The organism is Bacillus cereus group sp. MYBK245-2 (assembly GCF_051916145.1).
GTDB classification, from domain to species: Bacteria; Bacillota; Bacilli; order Bacillales; family Bacillaceae_G; genus Bacillus_A; species Bacillus_A pacificus.
Genome location: NZ_JBQAGB010000028.1, coordinates 1 through 25,275, shown reverse-complemented (window position 1 = coordinate 25,275; position 25,275 = coordinate 1). Strand labels below are relative to the sequence as shown.

Sequence of the window (25,275 nt, the reverse complement as noted above, 5' to 3'; positions counted from 1 at the left end):
TGTGAAAGCGAAATCAACTGGAGGGCTGGAATATGGTACGAAGAAAAATTGTAGTTGCACTAGGGGGAAATGCGATACAGTCTGGAGAAGCTACTGCGGGAGCGCAGCAAGAAGCGTTGGAAAAAACGGCGGAACAACTTGTGAAAATAATGGAAAATGATGTGGATATAGTAATTGCGCATGGAAATGGCCCACAAGTGGGGAATATTTTATTACAGCAAAAAGCTGCAGAAACGGAAAAGACACCTGCAATGCCATTAGATACTTGTGGGGCAATGAGCCAAGGGATGATTGGATATTGGATGGAAAATGCGATTGAAAAGGCATTGAAAAAACGGAATATAAACAAAGATGTAGCAACGGTTATAACACGTGTTGTTGTGGATAAAAAAGATGAGGCATTTAAAAATCCAACTAAACCAATTGGTCCTTTTTATACAGAAGAAGAGGCCAGAAGATTAATGGATGAAACAAAAGCAGTGTTTAAAGAAGATGCTGGTAGAGGATGGAGACGTGTTGTTCCATCACCGAAGCCTGTAAGTATTCATGAACATAAAGTGATTAATTCTTTGGTCGAAGATGGAAACATAGTGATAGCTGTGGGCGGAGGTGGAATTCCAGTAATTGATTCTGAAGAAGGGTTAAAAGGAACTGAAGCAGTTATCGATAAAGATTTCGCTGCGCAGAAATTAGCAGAATTAGTAGATGCCGATACGCTCGTTATTTTAACTGCAGTTGATCATGTGTATGTAAATTATAATCAACCGAATCAAAAGAAATTAGAGCATGTCACAGTGAATCAATTAGAAGAATATATTGAAGAACAACAATTTGCTGCGGGAAGCATGCTTCCAAAAATTGAAGCTGCTATTAATTTTGTTAATACAAATCCAAAAAGAAAAACAATTATTACGTCTTTAGAAAAAGTATATGAAGCACTAGAAGAAAAAGCCGGTACTATTATTTCAAAACAGAATGTATGCATGTGTGTTTAAAATTATTATGTACGCTACTTAGTAGTAAAAAAGAATGGAGTTAGTAACTCCATTCTTTTTATTTATTAATATTTTTTGTATTCATTGTTCATAAAGTTTTCATGATAAAATCTGAATATACAAGTTAATTATGATAAAATTCAAATTGAATACGCTTTCTTGATTTTTCGCTCCAACATACAGCAAGAGAGAGGGAATTTTATGAATAGACGGAACGTAGTGAAAGACTTAAAGCAGTTCGAATTATTTGCTCATTTAACAGAAAAAAAATTGAAAGGCTTAACAGAGTTTGTTTATTGGCGAACTTATAAAAAAGGTCAATTTTTATTTTTAGAAGGGGATTCAAGGGAAAGAATTTACTTCATGTTAGATGGTTTTGTAAAGTTAGAGCGGGTTAATCAAAATGGGAACTTATTATACGATGACTATGTAAAGCGGTATTCTATTTTTCCTTATGGTGGTATGTTTACAGACAGAGGATATAACTATACAGCAGAAGCAATGACGGATGTGGAGGTATATTATATTTCAACGGTAATCTTTGAAGATATGGTAAAGTCCAGCAGAACGCAATTGATGTACGTTGTTCAGCAATTATCATCGATATTAAAATTGAATGAAAATCGAGTGCAAAATATTACAATTCCTAATGCACAAGATCGTGTTATCCAAACGTTAAATTATTTAATGCAGGATTTAGGAGAACAGAGTGGAGAAAAGATTGTAATTTCATGTCCACTTACAACAATTGAAATATCCAAAATATCTGGAACATCTCGAGAGACAGTTAGCAGCGTATTAAAACAATTAAAAAATGATAGCATTGTTACAATTTTAGATAAAAAAATTACAATACATGATCCAACATATTTTGAAGAAATCTCTATGTGAAAATTGTATATTGATTTTTTAATTCATAGTGTATATTAATAAGGTTCTTTATATATTTATAAGGAACTTTTTTACGTTTTCCTCTATGAAAAGATAGTATAGTATGGTAATAATAGCTAAAATCGATAATAAAAAACAAAGTGAAGGGGAGAAAGAATGATTCGTATTGAGTATGATCGATTAGTAGCTATTTGTTACAGTATAGGGGTTTTGTTATTATTAAAAATTCCAAATGATAATGAATTAATTGGGGAAAAACTATTCAATGTTTATAAGATCCCGATACATACGTATGTTTATATGGATTATAAAGTCTCAAATATATTGATTGTTTCTTTCATACTACATGTAATTGCATTTATATTATTTTTAAAATGGCTAGGAAAAAAGGAGTCTAGTACATTTAGAAAAATGAATAAGATAAAAGTAGTAGGCATTAGTATTTTGATTTTAATGATGCCGTTTATTTTAAATAACATCCTCCAGACATTAAATAAAACATGGTACTACGCAGGAAAAACAGGGGTAGAAGCAATAGAATATAAAAAAGAAGATAGCCAGTGTAGAATGGAGAAAAATGGAGAGGATATCGAACGAAAGTGTATTGTTACTTTAAAAAATTATCGTAATCATTCACAAGCATTAAAAGTTGTTTTATATGAGGATTCAAAAAGTTATCCAGTACCAAATCCAATCTATTTACAAAAACATGAGACAAAGCAAGTCGAATTTCAAATTCCTGTTGTTTATAGTAGCGTTATTGAAAAAGATGCAGTTCCAAATATAAAAATACATTCACTGCATGAAAATGATACGAAATAAAATTAATCCGTAAGTAAAAGTGTATGAGTAGGAGCAATAATTTGAAACGATATAGAAAATCAACTTGAATCATCCAACATGCTGCGAGGTAATAGCATATTGGATGGTTTTTTATTGTATCCCTCTTTTTTACGTATGAAAAGGTGGGATACTTTGTTGAAAGCGAAATACATTGCAAGGATCATATATGGTTTTCACTTTACGTAATCTTTGAAAGTTAGGGCCATAATAACTAGTTTGCCAATTTTTAATGTCGATATCGGGCCAATTGACATAGTCACCTAGTGTATAAGGATCTAAGCTTTCTCGTAAATCTTTAACCCAGCGTATATTTCGATTTTCTTCATCATCACATTTCCAAGAGGTAATGTATTCTTGCGCAATAATTGCTTTGCGATGGAAATAAGCTGTTTCAGTAGGCGGAATATTTTTAACAGCACCTACGAGCGATTGGTGCCAAATACTCGCATCTTTATTTGGTGCATGTGAAAGAAAATACTGCATGATTTGAATTCCTTTAAGAGGAATAGGTTTATATACGTAGGAACCGGAGCGCTTGAAGTTTTCAGGGATGTTACCACTGTTAAAAAATTCAACAGCCTTTATATAAGGAACTTCATCTATAAAGAGAGAGGGGGTACCAGTTTCAAGAAGAGGAGATAATAAGGAATGGAGTTCAGAGGGAGAGCCAACAAACTCACCTTGTGCTTCAATTTTGTTTTGTTGTTTTGTGAATAATTCAATTGATGAAGTAAGACGTTCGTCTACATAAGGCGCCCAGTTTTGCCAAGCTTGAAAGGCAGCAATAAAATCTTCCCATTCCCATGTAATGGAGAAGATTGATACATTTTTTATAGGGTGTACGCGAAAAGTCAAAGAAGTAATAATTCCGAAGTTTCCACCACCGCCACCGCGGCATGCCCAAAACAAGTTATGGTTTTCATGTTCGCTTGCACGAATGATTTTTGCTCCAAATTTACCACATGCTTGTACCATTTCAACTTCTATTAATTGATCACATGTTAATCCAAATAAGCGTGAAAGCATACCGATGCCACCGCCAAGTGCTAATCCAACAATTCCAACGCTTGCGCTTGTACCAGCCGGTATTGTCACACCATAATTCCAAAGCTCTTTATAAACAGTGCCAAGGTTTGCACCAGCTTCAATTGTTGCTGTTAATTTATCTGTATGAACAGTAATACGATGCATTTCACTCACGTCAATAATAAGTCCTCTATTTAAAAGAGAAAAATTTTCATAGCTATGACGTCCGCTTCTTAAGCGAAATGGTACATGACGCTCGCGTGCCCATTTTAAGGCGTTACACACATCATTTTTATTTTGACAAAACACAATAATACAAGGGAGTTTTGGAATACTTAAATTTAAGTTCATTCGGGCTACGTCATAGTCAGGGTCTGAAGGAACAACGATACGACCTGTTAATTTTGTTTGTTTCAATTTATCACTCCTTTCTAAAATAAGCGGGGCTTTTTATTAATATATGAAAAGTATATGTAACGTGCGTGGACAAGGAGATGAGAAGAATGAGATTTGCCTTTGTGAGAAATAAATAAAGCATAAGAATCAAGAAACTACATAGAGTTCAATGAAAACAGTTGCAAACTATTCATATTTTGTTATGATAGTGTTACGAAAACGTTTGCATAAAAATTCCGATGGGATGCAAAAGGAGAGAATGACTATGAATAAGACATGGTGGAAAGAAGCGGTTGCTTATCAAATTTATCCACGTAGCTTTATGGATTCAAATGGCGATGGTATTGGAGATTTACAAGGTATTATTGCGAAACTGGATTATTTAAAAGATTTAGGAATAGATGTAATTTGGATTTGTCCAATGTATAAGTCACCTAATGATGATAATGGTTATGACATTAGTGATTATCAAGATATTATGGATGAGTTTGGGACGATGGAAGACTTTGATGCTTTACTAGATGAAGTTCATAAACGTGATATGAAGCTTATTATTGATTTAGTTATTAATCATACAAGTGATGAACATCCATGGTTTATTGAGTCTCGTTCATCTAAAGACAATCCGAAGCGTGATTGGTATATTTGGCATGATGGTAAAGATGGTGCAGAACCAAACAACTGGGAAAGTATTTTTAATGGTTCGGCATGGGAGTATGATGAAGTAACAGGACAATATTATTTACACTTATTCTCGCGTAAACAACCAGATTTAAACTGGGAGAATAAAGAAGTTCGAGAAGTGCTATACGATACAGTTAATTGGTGGCTTGATAAAGGAATTGATGGTTTCCGAGTAGATGCAATCAGCCATATTAAAAAAGAAGACGGCTTTAAAGATATGCCAAATCCAAAAGGACTAAAGTATGTTCCATCTTTTGATAAACATATGAATGTGGATGGTATTCAACCTTTATTAGAAGAATTAAAAGAAAATACATTTTCTAAGTACGATATTATGACTGTTGGTGAAGCGAATGGCGTTAAGATTGAAGATGCTGAGCTTTGGGTTGGAGAAGAGCAAGGTAAGTTCAATATGGTATTCCAATTCGAACATTTAAGTTTATGGGATGCAGAAAAGAAGAAAGATCTTGATGTTGTAGGGCTGAAAAAGGTATTAACGAAATGGCAAAAAGGGTTAGAAAATAAAGGATGGAATGCTTTATATATTGAGAATCACGATAAGCCACGTATCGTTTCAACTTGGGGAGATGATAAACAATATTGGCGTGAAAGTGCGACAGCTTTAGGAGCGATGTATTTCTTTATGCACGGTACACCGTTTATTTATCAAGGACAAGAAATTGGGATGACAAATGTTCAATTCCCAAACATTGAAGATTACGATGATGTAGCAATTAAAAATTTATATCGCGAGAAAATTGCAGAGGGCGTATCCCATCAAGATATGATGGAAATTATATGGGCTTCTTGCCGCGATAATTCACGTACGCCTATGCATTGGAACGATGAGATAAATGCTGGTTTCACAACAGGTACGCCTTGGTTTGGTATGAATCCAAACTACAAAGAAATCAATGTTGCAAAGCAAAAGAATGAAGAGAACTCTATTTTCAATTTCTATAAGAAAATGATTGCCCTGAAAAAAGAGCACGATGTACTGAATTACGGTACGTACGATTTACTTTTAGAAGATGATCCGCAAATTTATGCATATACTCGTACATTAAACGATGAAAAAATAGTCGTAATTAGTAATATCTCAAAAGAGGAAGCTGTGTATAATGAGGATTTATTTGCACTAGAACGCAAACGTTTGCTTTTAAATAACTATGAAGTTGCGGAACATGAACAAGTAAATTCAATCATGTTAAAGCCGTATGAAACAAGGGTTTATCGTATTTCATAATAAAAAAGGATGCTCTTAGAGCATCTTTTTTTATGAAAAATAATAAATTTCTATTGCAAAGTGAAAACGCTTTTATTAAAATAGATTTATGAAAACGGTTGCGTAAAGATAAAAATGAAGTAACATAAGGAATCGTTTTCATAATAGAAACAGAAATTATAATTTAAATCATTATGTTGTTATAAATAAAGGGGAGGAAGAACAGATGAAAATTACGTCTTTTGATTTTTGGCAAAAGTTCGGGAAAGCGTTATTAGTTGTTGTAGCTGTAATGCCAGCAGCTGGTTTAATGATTTCTATCGGTAAGTTAATTGGAATGTCTGCTGGGGATATTAACGCAGTTCATACAATCGCTCGCGTAATGGAAGATATCGGTTGGGCAATTATTACTAATCTACACATCTTATTCGCAGTAGCGATTGGGGGATCTTGGGCGAAAGATCGCGCAGGTGGTGCATTTGCAGCGCTATTAGCATTCGTCTTAACAAACAGAATTACAGGGGCTATATTTGGCGTAAACGCTGAAATGTTAGCGGATTCAAAAGCGAAAGTTTCTTCAGTATTAGCAGGGGACTTAATTGTAAAAGATTACTTTACTTCTGTACTTGGTGCACCAGCATTAAACATGGGGGTTTTCGTAGGGATTATCACAGGTTTCTTAGGAGCTACTTTATATAACAAATATTATAACTATAACAAACTGCCACAAGCATTAGCATTCTTTAACGGAAAACGATTCGTGCCATTCGTTGTAATTGTTTGGTCTACAGTAACTGCAATCGTATTATCACTTTTATGGCCATTCATCCAAAGTGGATTAAATGAATTTGGTCGCTGGATTGCAGCTTCAAAAGATAGTGCACCAATTGTTGCACCATTTGTATATGGAACGTTAGAGCGTTTACTATTACCATTCGGTTTACATCATATGTTAACAATTCCGATGAACTATACAGAGCTGGGCGGAACATATACGATGTTAACTGGCTCAAAAATTGGACAAGTTGTAGCAGGACAAGATCCATTATGGCTTGCATGGATTACAGATTTAAATAACTTATTAGCAAATGGAGATACAAAAGCATATAACGATCTATTAAATAATGTTGTACCGGCTCGTTTCAAAGCTGGACAAGTTATCGGTTCAACAGCAGCATTAATGGGTATTGCTTTCGCGATGTTCCGTAATGTTGATAAAGAAAAACGTGCAAAATATAAACCAATGTTCTTATCAGCAGCATTAGCAGTATTTTTAACAGGTGTAACAGAACCAATTGAATTCATGTTCATGTTTATTGCTCCAGTATTATATGTTGTATATGCAATTACAACAGGACTTGCATTCGCATTAGCAGATTTAATTAACTTACGTGTTCACGCATTCGGATTCATTGAGTTAATTACTCGTACACCGATGATGGTTAATGCAGGATTAACTAGAGATTTAATCAATTTCGTTATCGTTTCATTAGTATTCTTCGGTCTGAACTTTACATTATTCAATTTCTTAATTAAAAAGTTCAACTTACCAACACCAGGACGTGCAGGTAACTATATTGATAATGAAGATGAGGCATCAGAAGGAACAGGAAATGTACACGATGGTTCATTAGCAACAAAGGTTATTGATTTATTAGGTGGAAAAGAAAATATTGCTGACGTAGATGCTTGTATGACACGTTTACGTGTAACAGTAAAAGATTTAGATGTTGTTGCACCAGAAGCGCAGTGGAAACAAAATGGTGCTTTAGGACTTATCGTAAAAGATAAAGGTGTACAAGCGGTATATGGCCCGAAAGCTGACGTATTAAAGTCAGACATTCAAGATATGTTAGGTGCGTAATAATATGAAATTGCTAACTTTAAACTGTCACTCTTGGCAAGAAGAAAATCAAATAGAAAAGATAAAATATCTTGCTAAAGTCATTCAAGAAGAAGAGTACGATGTTATCGCATTGCAAGAAGTAAGTCAGTCGATAGGAGCTAAAAATGTATGCGGTAACAAGAAAGAAGATAATTTTGGACTTTTACTATTAGAAGAGTTAAAAGCGTTACATGTAAAAGATTACAATATTACTTGGGATTTCTCTCATATTGGTTATGATGTGTATGAAGAAGGATTAGCGATTATAACGAAGCATAATGTTGTAAAAGAAGATACGTTCTTTATTTCAGAAAATAAGGATACAACGTATTGGAAAACACGCAAAATTGTAAGTGCAACAATTGCTTATAATGGTAAGAACATCACGTTTTACTCTTGCCACCTCGGTTGGTGGAATGATGAAGAAGAATCATTTAAAGGTCAAGTGAATCGTTTGATGGAGCATGTAGATAGCAATGAACTTTCCTTCTTAATGGGTGATTTTAATAATAACGCTCGTTTGCAAGGGGAGGGTTATGAATATATGATGCAAAAAGGTTTGCATGACACATATGAACTAGCAATAGAGAAGGATGAAGGAACAACTGTCCAAGGTGAGATTGCTGGTTGGGATGAAAATAAACATAATCTACGAATCGATCTAATATTGTGTAACCGAAGTGAAAAAGTTCGTTCTTCAAAAGTTATTTTTAATGGTACAAACCGAAATGTAATTTCAGATCATTTCGGTGTAGAAGTACAAGTAGATATATAATAGAAGAAATCCTCACAGATGATAAAAAGCTGTGAGGATTTTTTTGAGGAATACAAGTATTTCCAAGAGAAAATACTTGTATTTTTTATGACATTTCCTATATATTTGTTATTATTGAATGTAAAACCGATTTGGTCATTTTGTATTCATACTTTGACTTACTTCGTTATATAATGTAGTAAGTCAAAGTTAATGGGAAAAAATAGTTCGTTTTCGGTTAATCCAGGATGTAGAAAGTGATATAATTGCAAAATGTATGTATCATTTTCTAAAGAAGGAAAAATATATAATTAGGTGATAACTTCTATGAAACAAATTTGGCGTATTTATAAGACAGATTTACGGAATGTAGCAAAACATTGGGCTGCAATTGTTATTGTTGTAGGGTTAATGATTTTACCATCGTTATATGCATGGTTTAACATTAAAGCTTCTTGGGATCCATATGGAAATACAAAAGAAGTTCCCATTGCAGTTTCTAACGAAGATGCAGGCTCTAATTTAAGAGGAAAAGATATCAATATCGGGAACGAGATTGTAGATTCTCTGAAGAAAAACAAAAATCTTGGCTGGAAATTTGTAGATGAAAAACAAGCAATTTACGGAGTGGAACGCGGGGATTACTATGCAAGCATTACAATCCCAAAAGACTTCTCTGAAAAGATTGCAACTGTTCTGGATGAAAATCCACAGAAACCAGAACTTGATTACTATGTAAATGAAAAGGTAAATGCGATTGCACCGAAAATTACAGCAAAAGGTGCATCAGGTATTACAGAAGAAATTAGTAAAAACTTTGTTAAAACAGCGAACGGTGAGATTTTTAAAATCTTCAATGACCTTGGAATCGATTTAGAAACAAACTTACCAAGTATCGAGAAAGTAAAAGATCTTGTATTTAAGTTAGAAGCGCAGTTCCCAGAAATGAATACACTTATGGATAAGGCGTTAGATGATGCGACTCGAGCAGAAGATGTTGTGAAAGTAGCGCAGAAAGAGTTGCCGGTTGTAGAGAGTGTTATTAATGATGGTCAGGATACACTTAAGAGCTTAGATGCGTTCTTTGCGAGAAATGATGAAACATTGAATCGTGCCCCGGGAACTATTAAGAATAATTTAATTGCAATGCAAACAGGTTTGAATGGTGCGGCGGCAATTACGGATTTCTTAAAAAATCCATCTGTTGATTTCAATCTGGCACTTCCAGATCCATCTAAACTTCCAGAGTTACCAAATGTAACTATCCCGCAAATACCAGCGCTTCCAGAATTACCGCAAGTGAATGGTGAGGGATATAAAAACATTGCTAAAAATATTAATCAAACTGTAAATAATGTTTTTAGCTCAATACGTGTTGGAACAACTTATGCACAAGGTGTTATAAACGGGTTGCAAAATGGTAATTTCGACCCGGAAAAAGCGAAACAAGATCTTAATAAGGTTTCTGAGAATCTTCAAGATCGTGCGGATAGTGTTTCATATGTAATTGATGTCTTTACTAAATTTAAAGATTCGGCATCAACTGATTTTGGAAAAGAATTCTTCCAAAAGAGAATAGAAAGATTAACAAGCCTTAAATCAGCTATCGAAAATGCAAATGGGGGCGTTAAAGATATTGCCAATATTATTGGTACAGGGCAAGAAGTGAAAAAAGATGTAAGAGATGCTACTAATAAAAAGTTGGATGCAATAAATAACTTGGTAAATCAAGCAGAAGCAGATTATAATGCAACGTTCGTAGCGGATTTTGAAAAAGCAGTAAGCACAGCTGAACAATTAAAAAACAAGGCTGAAGGTGTAAAAGAAGATGCTCAGCAACTGAGAGGAAATTTAAATCAAGATATAAACAAAGCTAATGAGATTTTAAACAATGGTAGAGAAGCTTATGATAAGGCTGTAAATGATTATAGCAGATTAAAAACGGAGCTTGGCAAAGCAAGAGAAGACTTGAATAATAAAGGGATTAACGGATTAGATTCTACAAAAGTAGCTTTAAATGATATAAGAGGAGAGTTACAAGCTGGAAAGAATTTAGTTAATGATATGATTCCTGTTATGGAAAATACGAATAAAGTTTTAGCGGATGTAAATAGTGATAAGAACATGAATAACATGATTTCTAAATTGAATAAATTAAAAGATGGTTTACAAAAAGCAATCGATTTAACTGATAAAGGAATTGACGCTATTAATAAAGGTCAAAAGCCAGCAGCAGATGTTATTGAAAGTATTAACGCAGTATCTAAAAGTACTTCGGCCCAAATAAGTGACATCTTAGCTAAATACGATTCAGAAATCGTTCCAAACTTTAATGAAGCAATTGCTCGTACAAAAGAGATGTCTAAAAACACATCTCAAATTTTAAAAGAAGCAGACAAAAAGCTTCCGGATGTTAAAAAAATACTAGAAGATTCATCAAAAGGCTTAGTAGATGGTAAAAAGAAATTAGCAGACATTAAAGCTGAAATGCCAGCTACTGAGAAAAAGATTAAAGAATTGGCAGATAAAATTCGTGATTTTGAATCTGAAGAGGATTTAAAAGATATCATACGCTTATTGAAAAACGATGTTGAGAAGCAAAGTGATTATTTTGCGAATCCAGTAAATTTAAAAGAGAATAAATTATTTGCGATGCCGAACTACGGTTCAGCAATGTCACCATTCTATACAGTGCTTGCATTATGGGTAGGCGCATTATTAATGGTTTCATTATTAACAGTAGAAGTACATGAAGAGGGCGCGAATTATAAGAGCCATGAAATTTACTTTGGACGTTTATTAACATTCTTAACGATAGGTCTTTCACAGGCGTTTATCGTATCGATGGGAGATATATTCTTACTCGGTACGTACGTAGTCGATAAGTTCTGGTTTGTATTATTTAGTTTATTTATTGGTGGAGTATTTGTTTGTATCGTGTACTCACTTGTTTCTATTTTCGGAAACGTTGGGAAATCGATGGCGATTATTTTACTTGTACTACAAGTAGCAGGGTCGGGCGGAACATTCCCAATTCAAATGACACCGAAATTCTTCCAAGCAATTTATCCGTTCTTACCGTTCACATATGCAATTAGTGCAATTCGTGAAACAGTAGGCGGAATGCTGTGGGATATTGTAACGCGAGATTTACTTGTATTAAGTGCTTTCGTAGTAGTTATGATTGTTGCTGCGTTATTACTGAAAACACCAATTAACAAATCAAGTGAAAAATTTGTTGAGAATGCAAAAGGAAGTAAAATCATTCACTAAAATAAAAGGTTCCTACCGATAGAGGTAGGAACCTTTTTGTTTAATCGAATTTTAATTTCTTTAATGCTTCTGCAAATGGGTTATTTAATGGTTCTTCTTCTTTTTTCTGTTGTTTCATATATTTTTGAACGTCACGTTTATCAGCTTTGTTTCCGGATTCTTTTTTACGTCTTTCTTGGAATGTGGATAATTTTTCGCGATAGCCACATTTACATGCAAAGATTTGTCCTGCACCTTCACCGCGTAATTCTAACTTCTTCTTACATTGCGGACAACGAGCATTTGTTGTACGAGATACATTTTTACGATGACCACATTCACGGTCTTGGCATACAAGCATCTTTCCTTTTTTGCCGTTTACCTCTAGCATTGGTTTACCGCAGTCCGGACAAGACTTCGTTGAAATGTTGTCATGTTTATATTTTTTATCACTCGATTTAATTTCAGAAACAATTTCCTTCGTATAGTTTTTCATTTCTGAAATGAAGACTTCTTTTTTCAATTTACCTTTTGCGATAGCCTCGAGCTTTTGTTCCCACTCACCAGTTAGTGTAGGCGATTTTAACTCTTCTGGCACTAAATCAAGTAACTGACGGCCTTTTGAAGTAATATGAATATCTTTACCACGTTTTTCAATTAAGAATGAATTGAATAGCTTATCGATAATATCTGCACGTGTCGCTACAGTACCTAATCCACCAGTCGATTTTAACGTATCAGCAAGTTGTTTATTTTGCGTATCCATATATTTTGTAGGATTCTCCATAGCTGAAAGTAAAGTTGCCTCGTTAAAACGTGCAGGTGCTTTCGTTTGACCTGATGTTTGCATAATTAACTTTACAGTTAATGTATCGCCTTTTGCGATGCGAGGTAAAAGTTGCTCTTTTACGTCATCAGTTACATCATCATCTTCAAAGCGGTTTTCATATACTTCTTTCCAGCCGGCATGTAAAATTGTTTTTCCGCGTGCAATGAACGTTTCATTGCCAACTTTTGTGCGTAACGTTAGTTGTTCGTATTCGAATGCTGGGAATAAAACAGCTAAAAAACGTTTGACAACTAAATCATAAATTTTACGTTCTTTATCTGTGAAGGCGGAGAAGTTAACGTATCCTTCTGTCGGAATAATTGCGTGATGATCGCTTACTTTACTATCATCAACAAATGATTTATTAGCCTTGATAGGCTTTTGTAATACTTTATGTGCTAAAGAACGATATTCTCCAACTCCGCACGCCTTTAGACGTTCTGGAAGTGTCCCAACGATATCAGATGAAATATAGCGTGAATCTGTACGAGGGTATGTTAGCACTTTATGTTGCTCATACAATTTCTGCATAATATTCAATGTTTCTTTCGCAGAGTAGCCGAATTTTTTATTGGCATCACGTTGCAATTCAGTTAAATCGTAAAGACCAGGAGAGAATGACTTCTTCTGTTTTTTATCAATTTCCACAACAGTAGCATTATGTTTATCTAAACCTTTTACAATACCATCAATTTTTTCTTTATTAAAACTGCGGCTATTGCCATTTGCATCTTGCCAAGTTAGTTTTAATTGATTTGTTGTTTGAGCTTCAATGCCATAGTAAGTTTGAGCTTTGAAGTTCTTTATTTCATCTTCACGATTAGCGATCATAGCAACAGTAGGTGTTTGCACACGCCCACAGTTAAGCTGGGCATTAAAGCGAGTCGTTAAAGCTCGAGTCGCGTTAAGACCGATATACCAGTCAGCTTCTGAACGTGCGACAGCTGAAGCGTATAAATTGTCATATGCTTTACCTGGTTTTAAATTTGCGAAACCATCTTTAATTGCTTTATCAGTAACAGATGAAATCCATAGACGTTTGATTGGTTTGTTAATTCGAACCTTATCAATAATCCAACGAGCAACCAATTCTCCTTCACGTCCAGCGTCTGTCGCTACAATGATTTCATTTACATCTTTTCTAAGAAGCTGACTTTTTACAGCATTAAATTGTTTCCCAGTTTGTTTAATAACTGTTAATTTCAAACGCTCAGGTAGCATCGGTAAATCTTCTAAATTCCACTTTTTATATTTCACATCATAGTTTTCTGGATCTGCTAATGTAACAAGATGACCTAAAGCCCAAGTTACAATATATTTACTACCTTCAAGGTAGCCATTTCCTTTTTTATCACACTTCAGTACACGCGCAATATCTCGTGCAACAGAAGGCTTTTCAGCGATTACAACGCTTTTTGACATATTTAAAACATCCTTTCAAATTTCCATACGTTAACTATAGCATACATCTTCTTGAGATTCAGTTTCGCTCCATATTTGAACGGTTTTTAGTGGGATAACATCTGTTTGAAAGTGAATGATCGTGACAGAACATAATATGCACCATGATGAGACTGTGAGAAATAGATAGTTATTATGCGTATTGTTTTATTAGTTGCTTCTATATTGAATAGAAAAGTAAAGAACTTGTTATTTTACTAGAATAAGAGTAGACTTTGAAGTAGAAGAATACTAAACACATGGGAGTTTGTGGATGCAAACTGAGAGTATGACTATTCCGTCATTGACCATTTGAACCTGTTGGATAATGCCAGCGTAGGGAGAGTGTAAAAGCACATGTTCAGGCACTTTGCGTACGCGCAAAGTGCCTTTTTGTGTATCTCCCATAACTATAGTTAGGAGATGAGAAGGATGAATATGAAAGAAATTAGTAAAGTAGTGGATTTGGTGAGAGAATCTAATCCGCTCGTTCATAATATTACAAATGTTGTTGTAACAAATTTTACAGCTAACGGCTTATTAGCATTAGGGGCATCGCCTGTAATGGCGTATGCAAAAGAAGAAGTGGCAGAAATGGCTAGCATTGCTGGAGCGCTAGTATTAAATATGGGGACACTTCGTCCTGAAGAAGTAGAAGCGATGTTACTTGCTGGTAAATCTGCAAATGTGAACAATGTACCAGTACTGTTTGATCCAGTTGGCGCAGGAGCAACGTCGTATCGAACAGAAGTTGCGAGACATATTCCGGCTGAAATCGAATTAGCAATTATTCGCGGAAATGCAGCTGAAATAGCGAACGTTATTAATGAAAAATGGGAAATTAAAGGAGTAGACGCTGGTGTTGGAAATGGTAATGTCGTAAGTATTGCAAAGCAGGCAGCAGATGAACTAAATACAGTTGCGGTAATTACTGGAAAAGAAGATGTTGTTACAGATGGAGAGCGAACTATTGTTATTCGAAATGGTCACTCTATTTTAACGAAAGTTACGGGAACTGGTTGTTTACTAACTTCTGTAATAGGAGCATTTGTAGCTGTAGAAAAGGATTATGTAAAGGCTACAGTAGCGGCATTAACGTTTTATGGTGTAGCCGCGGAACTAGCAGCTGCTAAGACAGTAGAAAAAGGACCTGGTAGTTTCCAAATTGAATTTTTAAATCAGTTAGCCAATACGACTTCGAGTGATATAGAAAAGTATGGGAAGATTGAGGTTATGTAGTAAGGAGGGAAAATAAATGTCACGTATTTCAAAGGCAGAAATGTCTAAGTTATTATCAGTATATTTTATTATGGGAAGTAACAATTGTACGAAGGATCCACTGCAAGTATTGAGAGAGGCACTTGAAGGTGGTATAAAAATTTTTCAATTTCGTGAAAAGGGAGAAGGGGCTTTAACGGGAGAAGAACGTATTTGTTTCGCAAAAGAATTACAAGCAATTTGTAAGGAATACGGTGTACCATTCATTGTAAATGATGATGTGGAACTAGCCCTCGAGTTAGATGCAGATGGCGTGCATGTTGGACAAGATGATGAAGGAATTACTTCTGTTCGTGAAAAAATGGGGGATAAAATTATCGGTGTATCTACACATACAATTGAAGAAGCACGCTGGGCAATTGAAAACGGAGCGGATTATTTAGGTGTTGGCCCTATTTTCCCAACGAGTACGAAAAAAGATACGAAAGCGGTGCAAGGAACGAAAGGTTTAGCTCATTTTAGAGAGCAAGGAATTACAATACCGATTGTTGGGATTGGTGGCATTTCAATTGAAAATACCGCTTCGGTTATAGAAGCAGGTGCGGACGGTATTTCTGTTATTTCTGCGATTAGTTTAGCGGAATCTGCGTATGAAAGTACGAAGAAGCTAGTAGAGGAAGTGAGTAACAGTTTGTAGAAGAAAGCTATGTAGTATTAAAACGCTACATAGCTTTTTATTTTTTGATATCGGTAGTTAGAAAAAGGGGGAGGATTGTTTGAAAAGGAAACAGTTTGTAGAGTTGCAAAATGAGTTGTTTCGTTTATTCGAAAAAAGGGAATTCGAAGCGATTTATAGATGCATAGATAAAGCAAAAAGGGATTTTCCTGAAAGAATAGAAAAAACTAGTTTTTGGGAAGCGTGTGCACTTTCGGCAGAAGGTAAGTATGAGGAAGCAATTGTTAGTTTAAACGAAGCTTTAGAAAAGGGGATTTGGTGGAATCCACATACACTTATGCAGGATGAAGATTTAAAGGGATTACGAGAGAATGCAGCTTTTAAAATAATATTGAAAAAGTGTGAAGAAATCTTTAAGAAACAGCAGCTAACAGCTAACCCGAAGTTATTTACTTATGGAAATGAAAAAGCTAAGGCTGGACTATTTTCTTTACATTGGAGAGGATCAAATATAGATGATTTTGCACCATATTGGTGTGAAGAAGAAATACTACATGAGTATATATTAGGTTTTTCCCAATCCTCACAAATACATGGAATGAAGTCGTATAGCTGGGATAATCATGAAATAGCTAAAAAAGACGTTATGAAAACTTTTAATGATTTTGTAAATAAATATAACTTGGAGGACATCATCATCGCGGGAGCTTCTCAAGGGGGAAATATAGCGATAGAGTTAGCGTTAAAGAATATGTTAGCGACTCAAAAATTTATTGCAGTTATACCTGCTATTCGAGATGTTAAGGCAATTGAAAGTATAGTTGCATCAAATGATATAACGAATGTAGAAGGATATATTGTTACGGGAGACAAAGATCTATTTTACGAAAACACACTTCAATTAATGTCAATGTTCGAGGAATATAATGTGAACTGTAAATTAATTGTAAGAGAAGGTTTAGGTCATCTTTTCCCAGAGGACTTTAAACAAATATTAAAAAACATAATGGGAAAATGGACAGTTAAAAATATTTAAACAAACGTTTGATTAAAAAAGCACAAACCCTGTAAATTTGTAGGTTTGTGCTTTTTTTTAAAACATAATTGAAATTAAGAGCATTCCAATTCCGATAGAAGTGAATGTTGCGATTAGGCCTGGAATCATAAAGCTATGATTTAAAACATATTTACCAATGCCAGTTGTACCAGTACGATCAAAGTTAATGGCAGCAACGATTGTTCCGTAGTTTGGAATGAAGAAATATCCATTTACTGCAGGGAACATCGCGATCAGTAGTGCTGGTGGAATACCGAGTGATAATCCAAGAGGCATTAAAGCACGTACTGTTGCGGCTTGGCTATATAGTAAAATAGATAGAATGAATAATGCGATGGCAAATAGCCATGGCGCGCTTGTTACTAGATGCTGAATTGATCCTTGAATCATATTTAAGTTTCCGTTAAAGAAAGTATCTCCCATCCAAGCGATACCGAAAATAGCAACAACTGCTGTTGCCCCCGCTTTAAAGACGTTACCAGACACGATGCTTTCTACATTTGGTTTACAGAAAATAATAATAAGAGCTGCGATCGTTAACATAACCATTTCAATTGTGTTTGGCATGGAAAGACGGGCTAACTTCCCATCAACTATCCATCCTGGACGAAGTGCTTCAAATGAACCGAGAAGTACGACAAGGAAAGTTCCTACTAAGAAAAGGATAACTGATAATTTAGCGCCTTTTACACCAACGAATTCTTTTTTCTCTTCAATCTTAGGAATCATTCCTTCTTTTAATCGTTTTAAGTATTCAGGGTCTTCATTTAATTCTTTCCCCATTTTGCTAGCAACAAATGCAGCTATCATACAAGCGATAAAAGTAGAAGGGATACTTACTTTTAAAATATCTAATAAGGTGATTTTATAGTCAGCTAACATTGCTAAAAGTGCAACTGTTGCAGCTGATATAGGACTAGCTGTAATTGCTTGTTGGGAAGCAATTACGGCAATTGACATTGGTCGTTCCGGTCTAATTCCAGATTCGCGAGAGACTTCTGCGATAACAGGAAGTACAGAATAAGCAACGTGACCAGTTCCTGCACAAAGTGTAAATAGATAAGTAACAATTGGAGCAAAGAATGTAATGCGTTTTGGATTTTTTCGTAATGCTTTCTCGGCCAGATGAACAAGGTAGTCCATTCCTCCAGCGGCTTGGAGTGCACCAGCAGCTGTAATTACTGCTAAAATCATAAGCATGACATCAATAGGAGGAGCTGTAGGTTGTAAGTGGAAGACGAAAACAAGTATTGCCATACCAACGCCACCCATTACTCCTAGACCAACTCCGCCTAGACGTGCGCCAATAAAAATGCAGAGTAGTAACGTAAGAAATTGTAGCCAAAACATGATAAACTACCTCCGAAATTCATTAGTTAAGATATATTCGAATAATTTAATTTAAAAGAAAATTAAAATAAATATTCAAAACAATCCTTGTGTTATATACATTTTTTATTATATAACACAAGAAATGTAACATTCACGTACTTTGTTAAATTATTTTGAAAAAATAATACAGCCAAATTTTACATTTGTATCTCTAAATAGGTGGACATTTTAATTTTTATGTTGTAATCTTTGATAGAGAATAATGTAATTCTCATAGAACTCCCATATCGTTCAACTCGTTCAGCGAGAAAGGCAAACTGATGGAAACATTAGGACGCAAAACTACAGGAGCTAAGGCCGAAAGGCTACGCTAGCCAGTTACCGGACGGATAGGGTTGGTCTTGACCAATGCTTTTTCATTGGTCTTTTTTTATTTGCAAACAAATGAGAAACCTTATCAGTTGTTGATAAGGTTTCTATTTTAATAGTTTTCCTTTATATTAAGTTAATTAAGAAAGGTGATGTGAATGAAAAAATATTGGCACAAGCTATCATTTCTTCAAAAGAATGTATTGTTAACTGTGTTAGTTATTTTGACGCTTGTTGGTACTATGGGAGCGTTAAGTTTTAACATGTTTCAAAATAGCATGATGTCTATATTTGAAAGGCATTCTTTTGAAACAGGAGATACGGTATTACATAAATTAGACGAAGAAATAGTGAGAGATGTTACAAAAGACCCAGTGGCACAAAGAGAAAAGAGAGAGAAGTTAACAGAGAAATTAGATGAAGCAACGGAAGAATTGAATAGTGTTGGACAAACGTACATTGTTGGAGCAAAAAAAAATGAAAAAGGTGAGTTACTAATCGTCGACTTGTCTACAGACTTAGCAAATGTTGTTGAAGTAAGGCCGGGAGAATATTATAAACAACCAGATCTTTGGATGAAAGCATACGATAAGGTAATGAGCACGAAAAAAGCAAACATGACAGTAGTATATGAAGATCTATTAGGATCATGGGTAACGATATTAGAGCCAATTAAAGATGGAGACGGAAATATTGTGGCAATTGTTGCAGCCGATGTAGATGCTTCTATTGTTCCTATTACAAAGGAAAAATTCATTATACAAGGTTTAATGTTTATTTGTATTTCTGTTTTAATTGCAACTGTTATTCAATTCTTAATCGTACGTAACGCACTTGCTCCATTGCGGGATTTACGTGAAGGATTACGCAGAGTTGGTGAAGGTGATTTAAGTATTAAATTAGAGGAAAGACCAGATGATATTGGTATTATTAATGCGTATTTTAATAATACCATCGAGAAGTTTAAAGGAATTATAGATAAAGTGAAGCAGACAGCAGAACAGGTTTCCTCATCTTCACAAGAATTGTCAGTGAGTACGAAAGAAAATAGCATGGCAGTCCAAGGAATCGTAAGTTCTATAGTTGAGTTAAGGGCTGGCGTTCAATTGCAAGAAACGTCAGTACCAAAGTATTTAGATATTGTATATGAAATGGAAAATAGGATGGAAGAGATAACTAATATTGCAAAACAAATGACGAAAGAGTCTGAAGGTACGAAGCATCATTCAGAAAAAGGAAATGGTATTATTGAAAAGACGATGAATCAAATGAACATGATACAAAATGCAGTACAAGATTTATCTTCTATCATTTATTCTTTGGAAGTAAGATCAAAAGAAATTAGTGATATTGTAACTGTAATTACAAGTATTTCAAATCAAGCGAATTCGCTAGCTTTACATGCTACTATTGAAGCTTCACGTGCTGAGGAAACTGGAGAGGGATTTGCCGTTGTTGCTGATGAAGTGCGTAAATTAGCAGAGCAGACGGAAGTATCAGCAAAAGATATAGCAAAATTAATAGGGGAAACACAAGCAGGAACGGAAGAAGCTGTTGTTTCAATGCAAAAAACCTCAAAAGAAGTAGAGTCTGGAATGAAACTTGTTGAAAGTAGTGGTGCTTTCTTTGAAAAAATTTCGAAATCAGCACAAACTGTTACCAATCAAGTTGGAGTTGTTTCTAGCAATTCAAATAATATATTGCAAAATAGCCAAAATATTGTTCGTGTTGTAAATGAACTATCACTTATTGCAAATAAGTATGCGAATAGTAGTAGTAATGTTGAAGAAATCATGAAAGAACAGGAAATGTCTGTACAGGATATTGCTGAATTAGCCAGTTCTTTAAGCTGGCTCTCACAGGAGTTACAAGAGTTAATTGGGGAATTCAAAAGTTAAATGAAATGATTATACATGCTTTTGTTTGTTCAATAAAATAAATCATGCTACAATGAAAACGAATTAAGGACCGGGGAGCCAATTGGCTGAGAGGATGTGAGCAAACATCGACCCTCAACCTGATCTGGATAATGCCAGCGTAGGGAGTTACTTAAAGTGATGTAGCATATGTTATTCTATAATAACTTGCATACAAGGCTTTCCTACGCAGTAGGAAAGCCTTTTCTTGTTTTAAAATTTAATTTCATAAGGGGGATTTTATTATGTCACAACAAGTTACAATTTCGTTTTCAGTAGTACCACAAGCAAAGAACAAAGATGTGTATTCTGTTGTTGATAAAGCGATTGAGGTTGTACAACAATCGGGAGTTCGTTATGAAGTAGGGGCAATGGAAACGACGCTGGAAGGAGAATTAGATGTACTTCTTGATATCATTAAACGTGCACAACAAGCTTGTGTGGACGCTGGAGCAGAAGAAGTGATTACTTCTATTAAAATCCATTATCGTCCAAGCACTGGTGTAACGATAGATGAAAAAGTTTGGAAGTACCGTGATGAATATGCAAAACCAGAAGCAATCTAAAATAATTACAGCAATTTGGCTTATCCTTCTCATTGCGATATGGGAAGGATCTGTTTCATTATTTAAAATTGAACCGTGGGTTTTACCGAAGCCTTCTGCCATTGTTCAAGAATTAATTGGAATGAAAGATTTACTATTACCGAATACGATGCAGACGCTGCAAGAGGTTATAATTGGACTGTTCTTTGCGATTTTAATTGGGACAAGCATTGCAATTCTTATGGACGTTATCCCTTTATTTCGTATTTTAATAAATCCGTTGCTTGTTATTTCGCAAACGATTCCAATCGTTGTACTTGCACCGTTATTTATTATTTGGTTTGGATATGGAATGCTACCGAAAGTAATGGTAGTCATACTCGTTTGTTTCTTCCCGATTGCGCTTAGCATTTTAGAAGGTTTTCAAACGGTAGATAAAAATATGTTGAAGTTGTTGCAAACGATGAAGGCAACGAAATGGCAAGTTTACCAGAAAGTAAAGTTTCCAGCAGTGCTTCCATACTTTTTCTCCGGTTTAAAAATTGCAGTTACATATAGCGTAATGGGAGCGATTATTGGAGAATGGCTCGGTGCCAGTGAAGGATTAGGAGTTATGCTTACAAGGGCTACGAAATCCTTTTTAACAGCCCGAGTATTTGGTGTTGCAGCAATTATTGTAATGGTGACATTATGTCTGTATTTTATCGTGGAGTTTATGGCAAGAATAACAGCACCATGGATATATAGAAAGGACGGCAGAAAATGAAAAAAGGTTTAAAAGTTATGTTGGCTGCCTTATTAGCGGTAGGTGTGGCTGGATGTAATCCGGCGAAGAAAGAAGAAAGTGCAAGTAAAGATCAAAAAGTAAAAGTAGTGCTAGATTGGTTTCCAAATACGAATCATACTGGCTTATATGTAGCGAAAGCGAAAGATTATTATAAAAAGCAAGGCTTAGATGTAGAAATTATTCAGCCTGGTGATAATGTGACGGCAGAGCAAATGATAGCTTCAGGAAAAGCTGACTTCGCAATAAGCGCGCAAGAAAATGTAACGTTGGCTCGTGTGGAAGGTATTCCTGTTGTATCAGTAGGAGCGATTATTCAGCATAATACTTCAGCTTTTGCATCGCTTAAGAAAGATAACATGACTTCGCCGAAAGATTTTGAAGGTAAACGTTATGGTGGCTGGGGAGGACCAGCGGAAGAAGCCACATTAAAGACAATTATGGAGAAAAATCAAGCCGATTTTAATAAAGTGGAAAAAATCATCTTAGGACAAACAGATTTCTTTAAATCAATTGGTCGTGATGCAGACTTTGAATGGATATATTACGGATGGGACGGTATTGAAGCGAAGCGCCAAGGAAAAGAGTTAAATACGATTATGGTGAAAGACTTAGACCCAGCGCTTGATTTCTATAGTCCTGTTATTATTACGAGTGAAAAACATACGAAGCAAGATAAAGACTTTGTGAAAAAGTTTATGAGTGCAACGACAGAGGGGTATAATTTTGCAATTAAAGAACCGAAAGAAGCTGCTGATATTTTAATTAAAGCCGTTCCAGATGTAAATAAAGAGTTAGTACAAGAAAGTCAAAAATGGTTAAGTACGAAGTATCAAGATGATGCAAAAGCATGGGGAGTACAGAAGGAAGAAGTTTGGACGAATTACATGAATTTCTTATATGATAACAAAGTTATTAAGAAGAAAATTGATGTGAAAGATGCCTTTACAAATGAGTTCCTTCCAAGTGAAAAATGAGCGGATTACAAATAAAAGATATTGTGAAATCTTTCGATGGAAAGAATGTATTAGCAAATATTAGTGCTTCTATACGAGAGGGAGAGTTCGTTTCTTTTGTAGGACCGAGTGGTTGCGGGAAAAGTACACTATTAAATATGATCGCAAATGTTGAAAATCCAACAAGTGGAAGTGTAACGTATAACGATAAGCAAATGCAAGAGCAAGATGTTGTAAGTTATATGCCGCAGCAGGATTTATTACTACCGTGGCGGTCAGCTTTGCAAAATATCGTCCTTCCGTTAGAAATTGAAGGAAAGCCAAAAAAACAAAGGCTAACAGAAGGAATGGAAGCATTAAAGCAGTTTGAACTAGATGAATATGCAGACCATTATCCAGATGAATTGTCTGGTGGTATGCGTCAAAGAATTAGTTTTCTGCGCACATATTTATGTGAAAAGCCAATTATGTTACTTGATGAGCCTTTTGGTAAATTAGATGCTTTTACAAAAATGGAAGTACATAGCTGGCTTTTAAACTCTTGGCACCAAGAGAAGCAAACAATCGTTATGGTTACACACGACTTAGATGAGGCAATCTTGCTTTCGGATCGCGTATTTATTTTATCTCAAAGACCAGCATCAATAGTTGGTGAGGTACAAGTGAAATTACCTAGGCCGAGAACGATGGATATGTTAACATCACTTGAGTTAAAGAAGGATAAGGAAGAAATTTTGAGAGTATTAGCACCTTATATGAAAAAATAGAAAAAGTCTTTTAACAGTTTTTAGTATAATTACTGTTAAGAGGCTTTTTTATATAGGGGGAGAAAGATGAAATCTATAGAGCAAATAGTGGATGAATTAACAGCAGATAATCTCGAAGAAGGAAAATCTTTATTAAAAAATCATATTTTATTAATGAAGTATGGTATGGAACATCATGAATTAAACGAAGAAGAAATGACAGAAATTTTAAAGTGGGTTCAAGGCCGGGATCAATTGAGAAAAGATGTTCCAGAATTACGTGATTTACATTTAATTAAAAAGTTTCAAGCGGTATTAGATGAATTTATTCATTCAATAATTTTAAATGGTTATGTAGAAGACGCGGTAGAAATTCTAGAGAGTGTATTAAAAAGTATGGGGGCAGTCGCTCATATTGTAAAAATTATGTTTATTGGCAAAAGGAAAGTTAATAGAAATTCTTTAGAAATGGTAGAAGAGTTGAAACGAGAGTGCTACAACTTAATGGAACAGCGTGCTGCTGTCGGGTTACATGCTCAAATCTTTCACGTTTTAGGTTTCATTCATTCGGTTCAGTTTGATTTAGAAGAAAGGTCACAGGAACATGGGCGAAGTGTAATAGGATTTTTAACAGATTTTAAAACGAATGAATTGAAGTCTGTGCAACAATTTCAAACTGAAGATCATATCCCAGAAGTGAAAAATATAGTGAGTAAAGAGTATGGGATAGAATTACAAAGAAGAATTTATATGTGGAAATCGTTAACAATTATCTTTACAAGTCCATATGCATTAGAAAAGATGTATAAAGAAATTTATGCAGAGAACGATAAAACGTAGAAGGAACAAAAAGAACAATAGAGAATAGAATATAAAAGAGTAGTTTATACTCTTAATATAACGAATGTTAAAGGAGTGAAAGGATAAAATGACTTTATCAACTGTTCTTCAAATGGTTTTAGCTTGATAAGGGAGAAGTCTGCCCATTTTTATCGGTTAAGCTAAATTGAAGACAGCAGGTAAAGAACCTTAATCCTTTTTTACGATAATATGTAATGGGTAAGGTGTATTCACCTTACCCATTCAGAGTGTTGGGAAACCCTTTAGGGTTCCCAACACTCTGGAATCTTTTTTGATTTTAGCTAATAAAAACAACATAAAATAATAGAATTTAGAAAAATAGCCCTCCACCTGACCCTTTTTGGTCAGATGGAGGGCTATTTTTTTCATGTTTTGACAAGCTGCGGTGAGATAAGCTTGTATTTGGACAGACTGCAGCCCTCGAAACCGGGCATAGCGGTAGCCATGTAGTTCTTTGGCGTCCGCAAAGCTTCGCTCTATAGTGGAACAGCGTACTTTATACAATCTTTTCCCTGTAGCTGTTAGCTTGTTTTTTCTAGCAATATCCTTATATTTCTCCCACACATGATGAGTGATAACTTTTTGTTTTTGTTTC

At 35.0% G+C, this 25,275-nt stretch carries 20 protein-coding genes and 3 riboswitches; of the genes, 16 read left to right on the top strand and 4 right to left on the bottom strand.

The features are described from left to right. The first annotated feature begins 32 nt into the window (after nt 1-32). From arcC to ACTFRN_RS27320, 3 genes are all read left to right on the top strand, one after another. Nucleotides 33-995, top strand: coding sequence for a carbamate kinase (arcC, locus tag ACTFRN_RS27330; RefSeq protein ID WP_000252338.1), 963 nt, complete (start codon nt 33-35; stop codon nt 993-995). A gap of 201 nt (nt 996-1,196) precedes the next feature. Next, the gene (locus ACTFRN_RS27325) at nt 1,197-1,886 is read left to right on the top strand and encodes a Crp/Fnr family transcriptional regulator (protein WP_088106370.1); all 690 of its coding nucleotides are present in this window, start codon (nt 1,197-1,199) and stop codon (nt 1,884-1,886) included. 156 nt (nt 1,887-2,042) lie between these two features. Continuing rightward, nucleotides 2,043-2,708: a hypothetical protein gene (locus tag ACTFRN_RS27320; protein ID WP_014893345.1), complete on the top strand. Its 666-nt coding sequence runs from the start codon at nt 2,043-2,045 to the stop codon at nt 2,706-2,708. Nucleotides 2,709-2,837: 129 nt separating this feature from the next. On the opposite strand, the gene ACTFRN_RS27315 is transcribed toward ACTFRN_RS27320, so the two are convergent. Continuing rightward, nucleotides 2,838-4,172: an FAD-binding oxidoreductase gene (locus tag ACTFRN_RS27315; protein WP_000814888.1), complete on the bottom strand. Its 1,335-nt coding sequence runs from the start codon at nt 4,170-4,172 to the stop codon at nt 2,838-2,840. Nucleotides 4,173-4,416: 244 nt separating this feature from the next. On the opposite strand from ACTFRN_RS27315, the gene ACTFRN_RS27310 reads away from it, so the two are divergent. The 4 genes from ACTFRN_RS27310 (at nt 4,417) to ACTFRN_RS27295 (ending at nt 11,972) form a co-directional block, all read left to right on the top strand. Continuing rightward, nucleotides 4,417-6,081, top strand: a complete 1,665-nt coding sequence (locus tag ACTFRN_RS27310; RefSeq protein WP_088106371.1) for a glycoside hydrolase family 13 protein — start codon at nt 4,417-4,419, stop codon at nt 6,079-6,081. A 205-nt stretch (nt 6,082-6,286) separates the two neighbouring features. Then, complete coding sequence (locus ACTFRN_RS27305; protein WP_088106372.1) at nt 6,287-7,924, top strand: PTS transporter subunit IIBC; 1,638 nt, start codon at nt 6,287-6,289, stop codon at nt 7,922-7,924. 4 nt (nt 7,925-7,928) lie between these two features. Next, nucleotides 7,929-8,720, top strand: coding sequence for an endonuclease/exonuclease/phosphatase family protein (locus ACTFRN_RS27300; protein ID WP_000771968.1), 792 nt, complete (start codon nt 7,929-7,931; stop codon nt 8,718-8,720). A gap of 306 nt (nt 8,721-9,026) precedes the next feature. Then, complete coding sequence (locus ACTFRN_RS27295) at nt 9,027-11,972, top strand: YhgE/Pip domain-containing protein (RefSeq protein WP_074568041.1); 2,946 nt, start codon at nt 9,027-9,029, stop codon at nt 11,970-11,972. A gap of 40 nt (nt 11,973-12,012) precedes the next feature. Here the strand turns inward: ACTFRN_RS27295 and topB are convergent, their stop codons facing one another. Next, nucleotides 12,013-14,202, bottom strand: coding sequence for a DNA topoisomerase III (topB, locus tag ACTFRN_RS27290; protein WP_074568042.1), 2,190 nt, complete (start codon nt 14,200-14,202; stop codon nt 12,013-12,015). A 268-nt stretch (nt 14,203-14,470) separates the two neighbouring features. Continuing rightward, nucleotides 14,471-14,580, top strand: a riboswitch (TPP riboswitch). Nucleotides 14,581-14,652: 72 nt separating this feature from the next. Here topB and thiM point away from each other — a divergent pair. The 3 genes from thiM (at nt 14,653) to ACTFRN_RS27275 (ending at nt 17,150) form a co-directional block, all read left to right on the top strand. Beyond that, on the top strand, nt 14,653-15,459 hold the full coding sequence (thiM, locus tag ACTFRN_RS27285; RefSeq protein ID WP_001056111.1) for a hydroxyethylthiazole kinase: 807 nt from the start codon (nt 14,653-14,655) through the stop codon (nt 15,457-15,459). 16 nt (nt 15,460-15,475) lie between these two features. Beyond that, the gene (thiE, locus tag ACTFRN_RS27280; protein ID WP_000086976.1) at nt 15,476-16,135 is read left to right on the top strand and encodes a thiamine phosphate synthase; all 660 of its coding nucleotides are present in this window, start codon (nt 15,476-15,478) and stop codon (nt 16,133-16,135) included. A 79-nt stretch (nt 16,136-16,214) separates the two neighbouring features. Beyond that, nucleotides 16,215-17,150 carry a DUF3089 domain-containing protein gene (locus tag ACTFRN_RS27275; RefSeq protein WP_014893344.1) on the top strand — a complete coding sequence of 312 codons (936 nt, stop codon included), beginning with the start codon at nt 16,215-16,217 and terminating at the stop codon, nt 17,148-17,150. Nucleotides 17,151-17,207: 57 nt separating this feature from the next. Here ACTFRN_RS27275 and ACTFRN_RS27270 read toward each other — a convergent pair whose 3' ends face one another. Then, on the bottom strand, nt 17,208-18,521 hold the full coding sequence (locus tag ACTFRN_RS27270) for an anaerobic C4-dicarboxylate transporter family protein (protein WP_000498695.1): 1,314 nt from the start codon (nt 18,519-18,521) through the stop codon (nt 17,208-17,210). Between the two features lie 283 nt (nt 18,522-18,804). Continuing rightward, nucleotides 18,805-18,889: riboswitch (cyclic di-GMP riboswitch) on the top strand. A 141-nt stretch (nt 18,890-19,030) separates the two neighbouring features. On the opposite strand from ACTFRN_RS27270, the gene ACTFRN_RS27265 reads away from it, so the two are divergent. The 6 genes from ACTFRN_RS27265 (at nt 19,031) to ACTFRN_RS27240 (ending at nt 24,659) form a co-directional block, all read left to right on the top strand. Continuing rightward, complete coding sequence (locus ACTFRN_RS27265) at nt 19,031-20,770, top strand: methyl-accepting chemotaxis protein (protein ID WP_000761107.1); 1,740 nt, start codon at nt 19,031-19,033, stop codon at nt 20,768-20,770. 61 nt (nt 20,771-20,831) lie between these two features. Next, nucleotides 20,832-20,933: riboswitch (TPP riboswitch) on the top strand. A gap of 100 nt (nt 20,934-21,033) precedes the next feature. Further along, entirely contained in the window at nt 21,034-21,354 is a 321-nt protein-coding gene (locus ACTFRN_RS27260) for an MTH1187 family thiamine-binding protein (protein WP_000082897.1), read from the top strand. Then, on the top strand, nt 21,326-22,099 hold the full coding sequence (locus tag ACTFRN_RS27255) for an ABC transporter permease (RefSeq protein WP_140383335.1): 774 nt from the start codon (nt 21,326-21,328) through the stop codon (nt 22,097-22,099). Before ACTFRN_RS27260 ends, ACTFRN_RS27255 begins: the two co-directional genes overlap by 29 nt. Continuing rightward, entirely contained in the window at nt 22,096-23,094 is a 999-nt protein-coding gene (locus ACTFRN_RS27250; RefSeq protein WP_049114343.1) for an ABC transporter substrate-binding protein, read from the top strand. Before ACTFRN_RS27255 ends, ACTFRN_RS27250 begins: the two co-directional genes overlap by 4 nt. Then, nucleotides 23,091-23,840: an ABC transporter ATP-binding protein gene (locus tag ACTFRN_RS27245; RefSeq protein ID WP_049114345.1), complete on the top strand. Its 750-nt coding sequence runs from the start codon at nt 23,091-23,093 to the stop codon at nt 23,838-23,840. Before ACTFRN_RS27250 ends, ACTFRN_RS27245 begins: the two co-directional genes overlap by 4 nt. A 66-nt stretch (nt 23,841-23,906) precedes the next feature. Then, the gene (locus tag ACTFRN_RS27240) at nt 23,907-24,659 is read left to right on the top strand and encodes a hypothetical protein (RefSeq protein ID WP_000835394.1); all 753 of its coding nucleotides are present in this window, start codon (nt 23,907-23,909) and stop codon (nt 24,657-24,659) included. A gap of 243 nt (nt 24,660-24,902) precedes the next feature. Here the strand turns inward: ACTFRN_RS27240 and ACTFRN_RS27235 are convergent. After that, on the bottom strand, nt 24,903-25,275 hold a 373-nt coding region (locus tag ACTFRN_RS27235; protein ID WP_438907714.1), incomplete at its 5' end, for a transposase.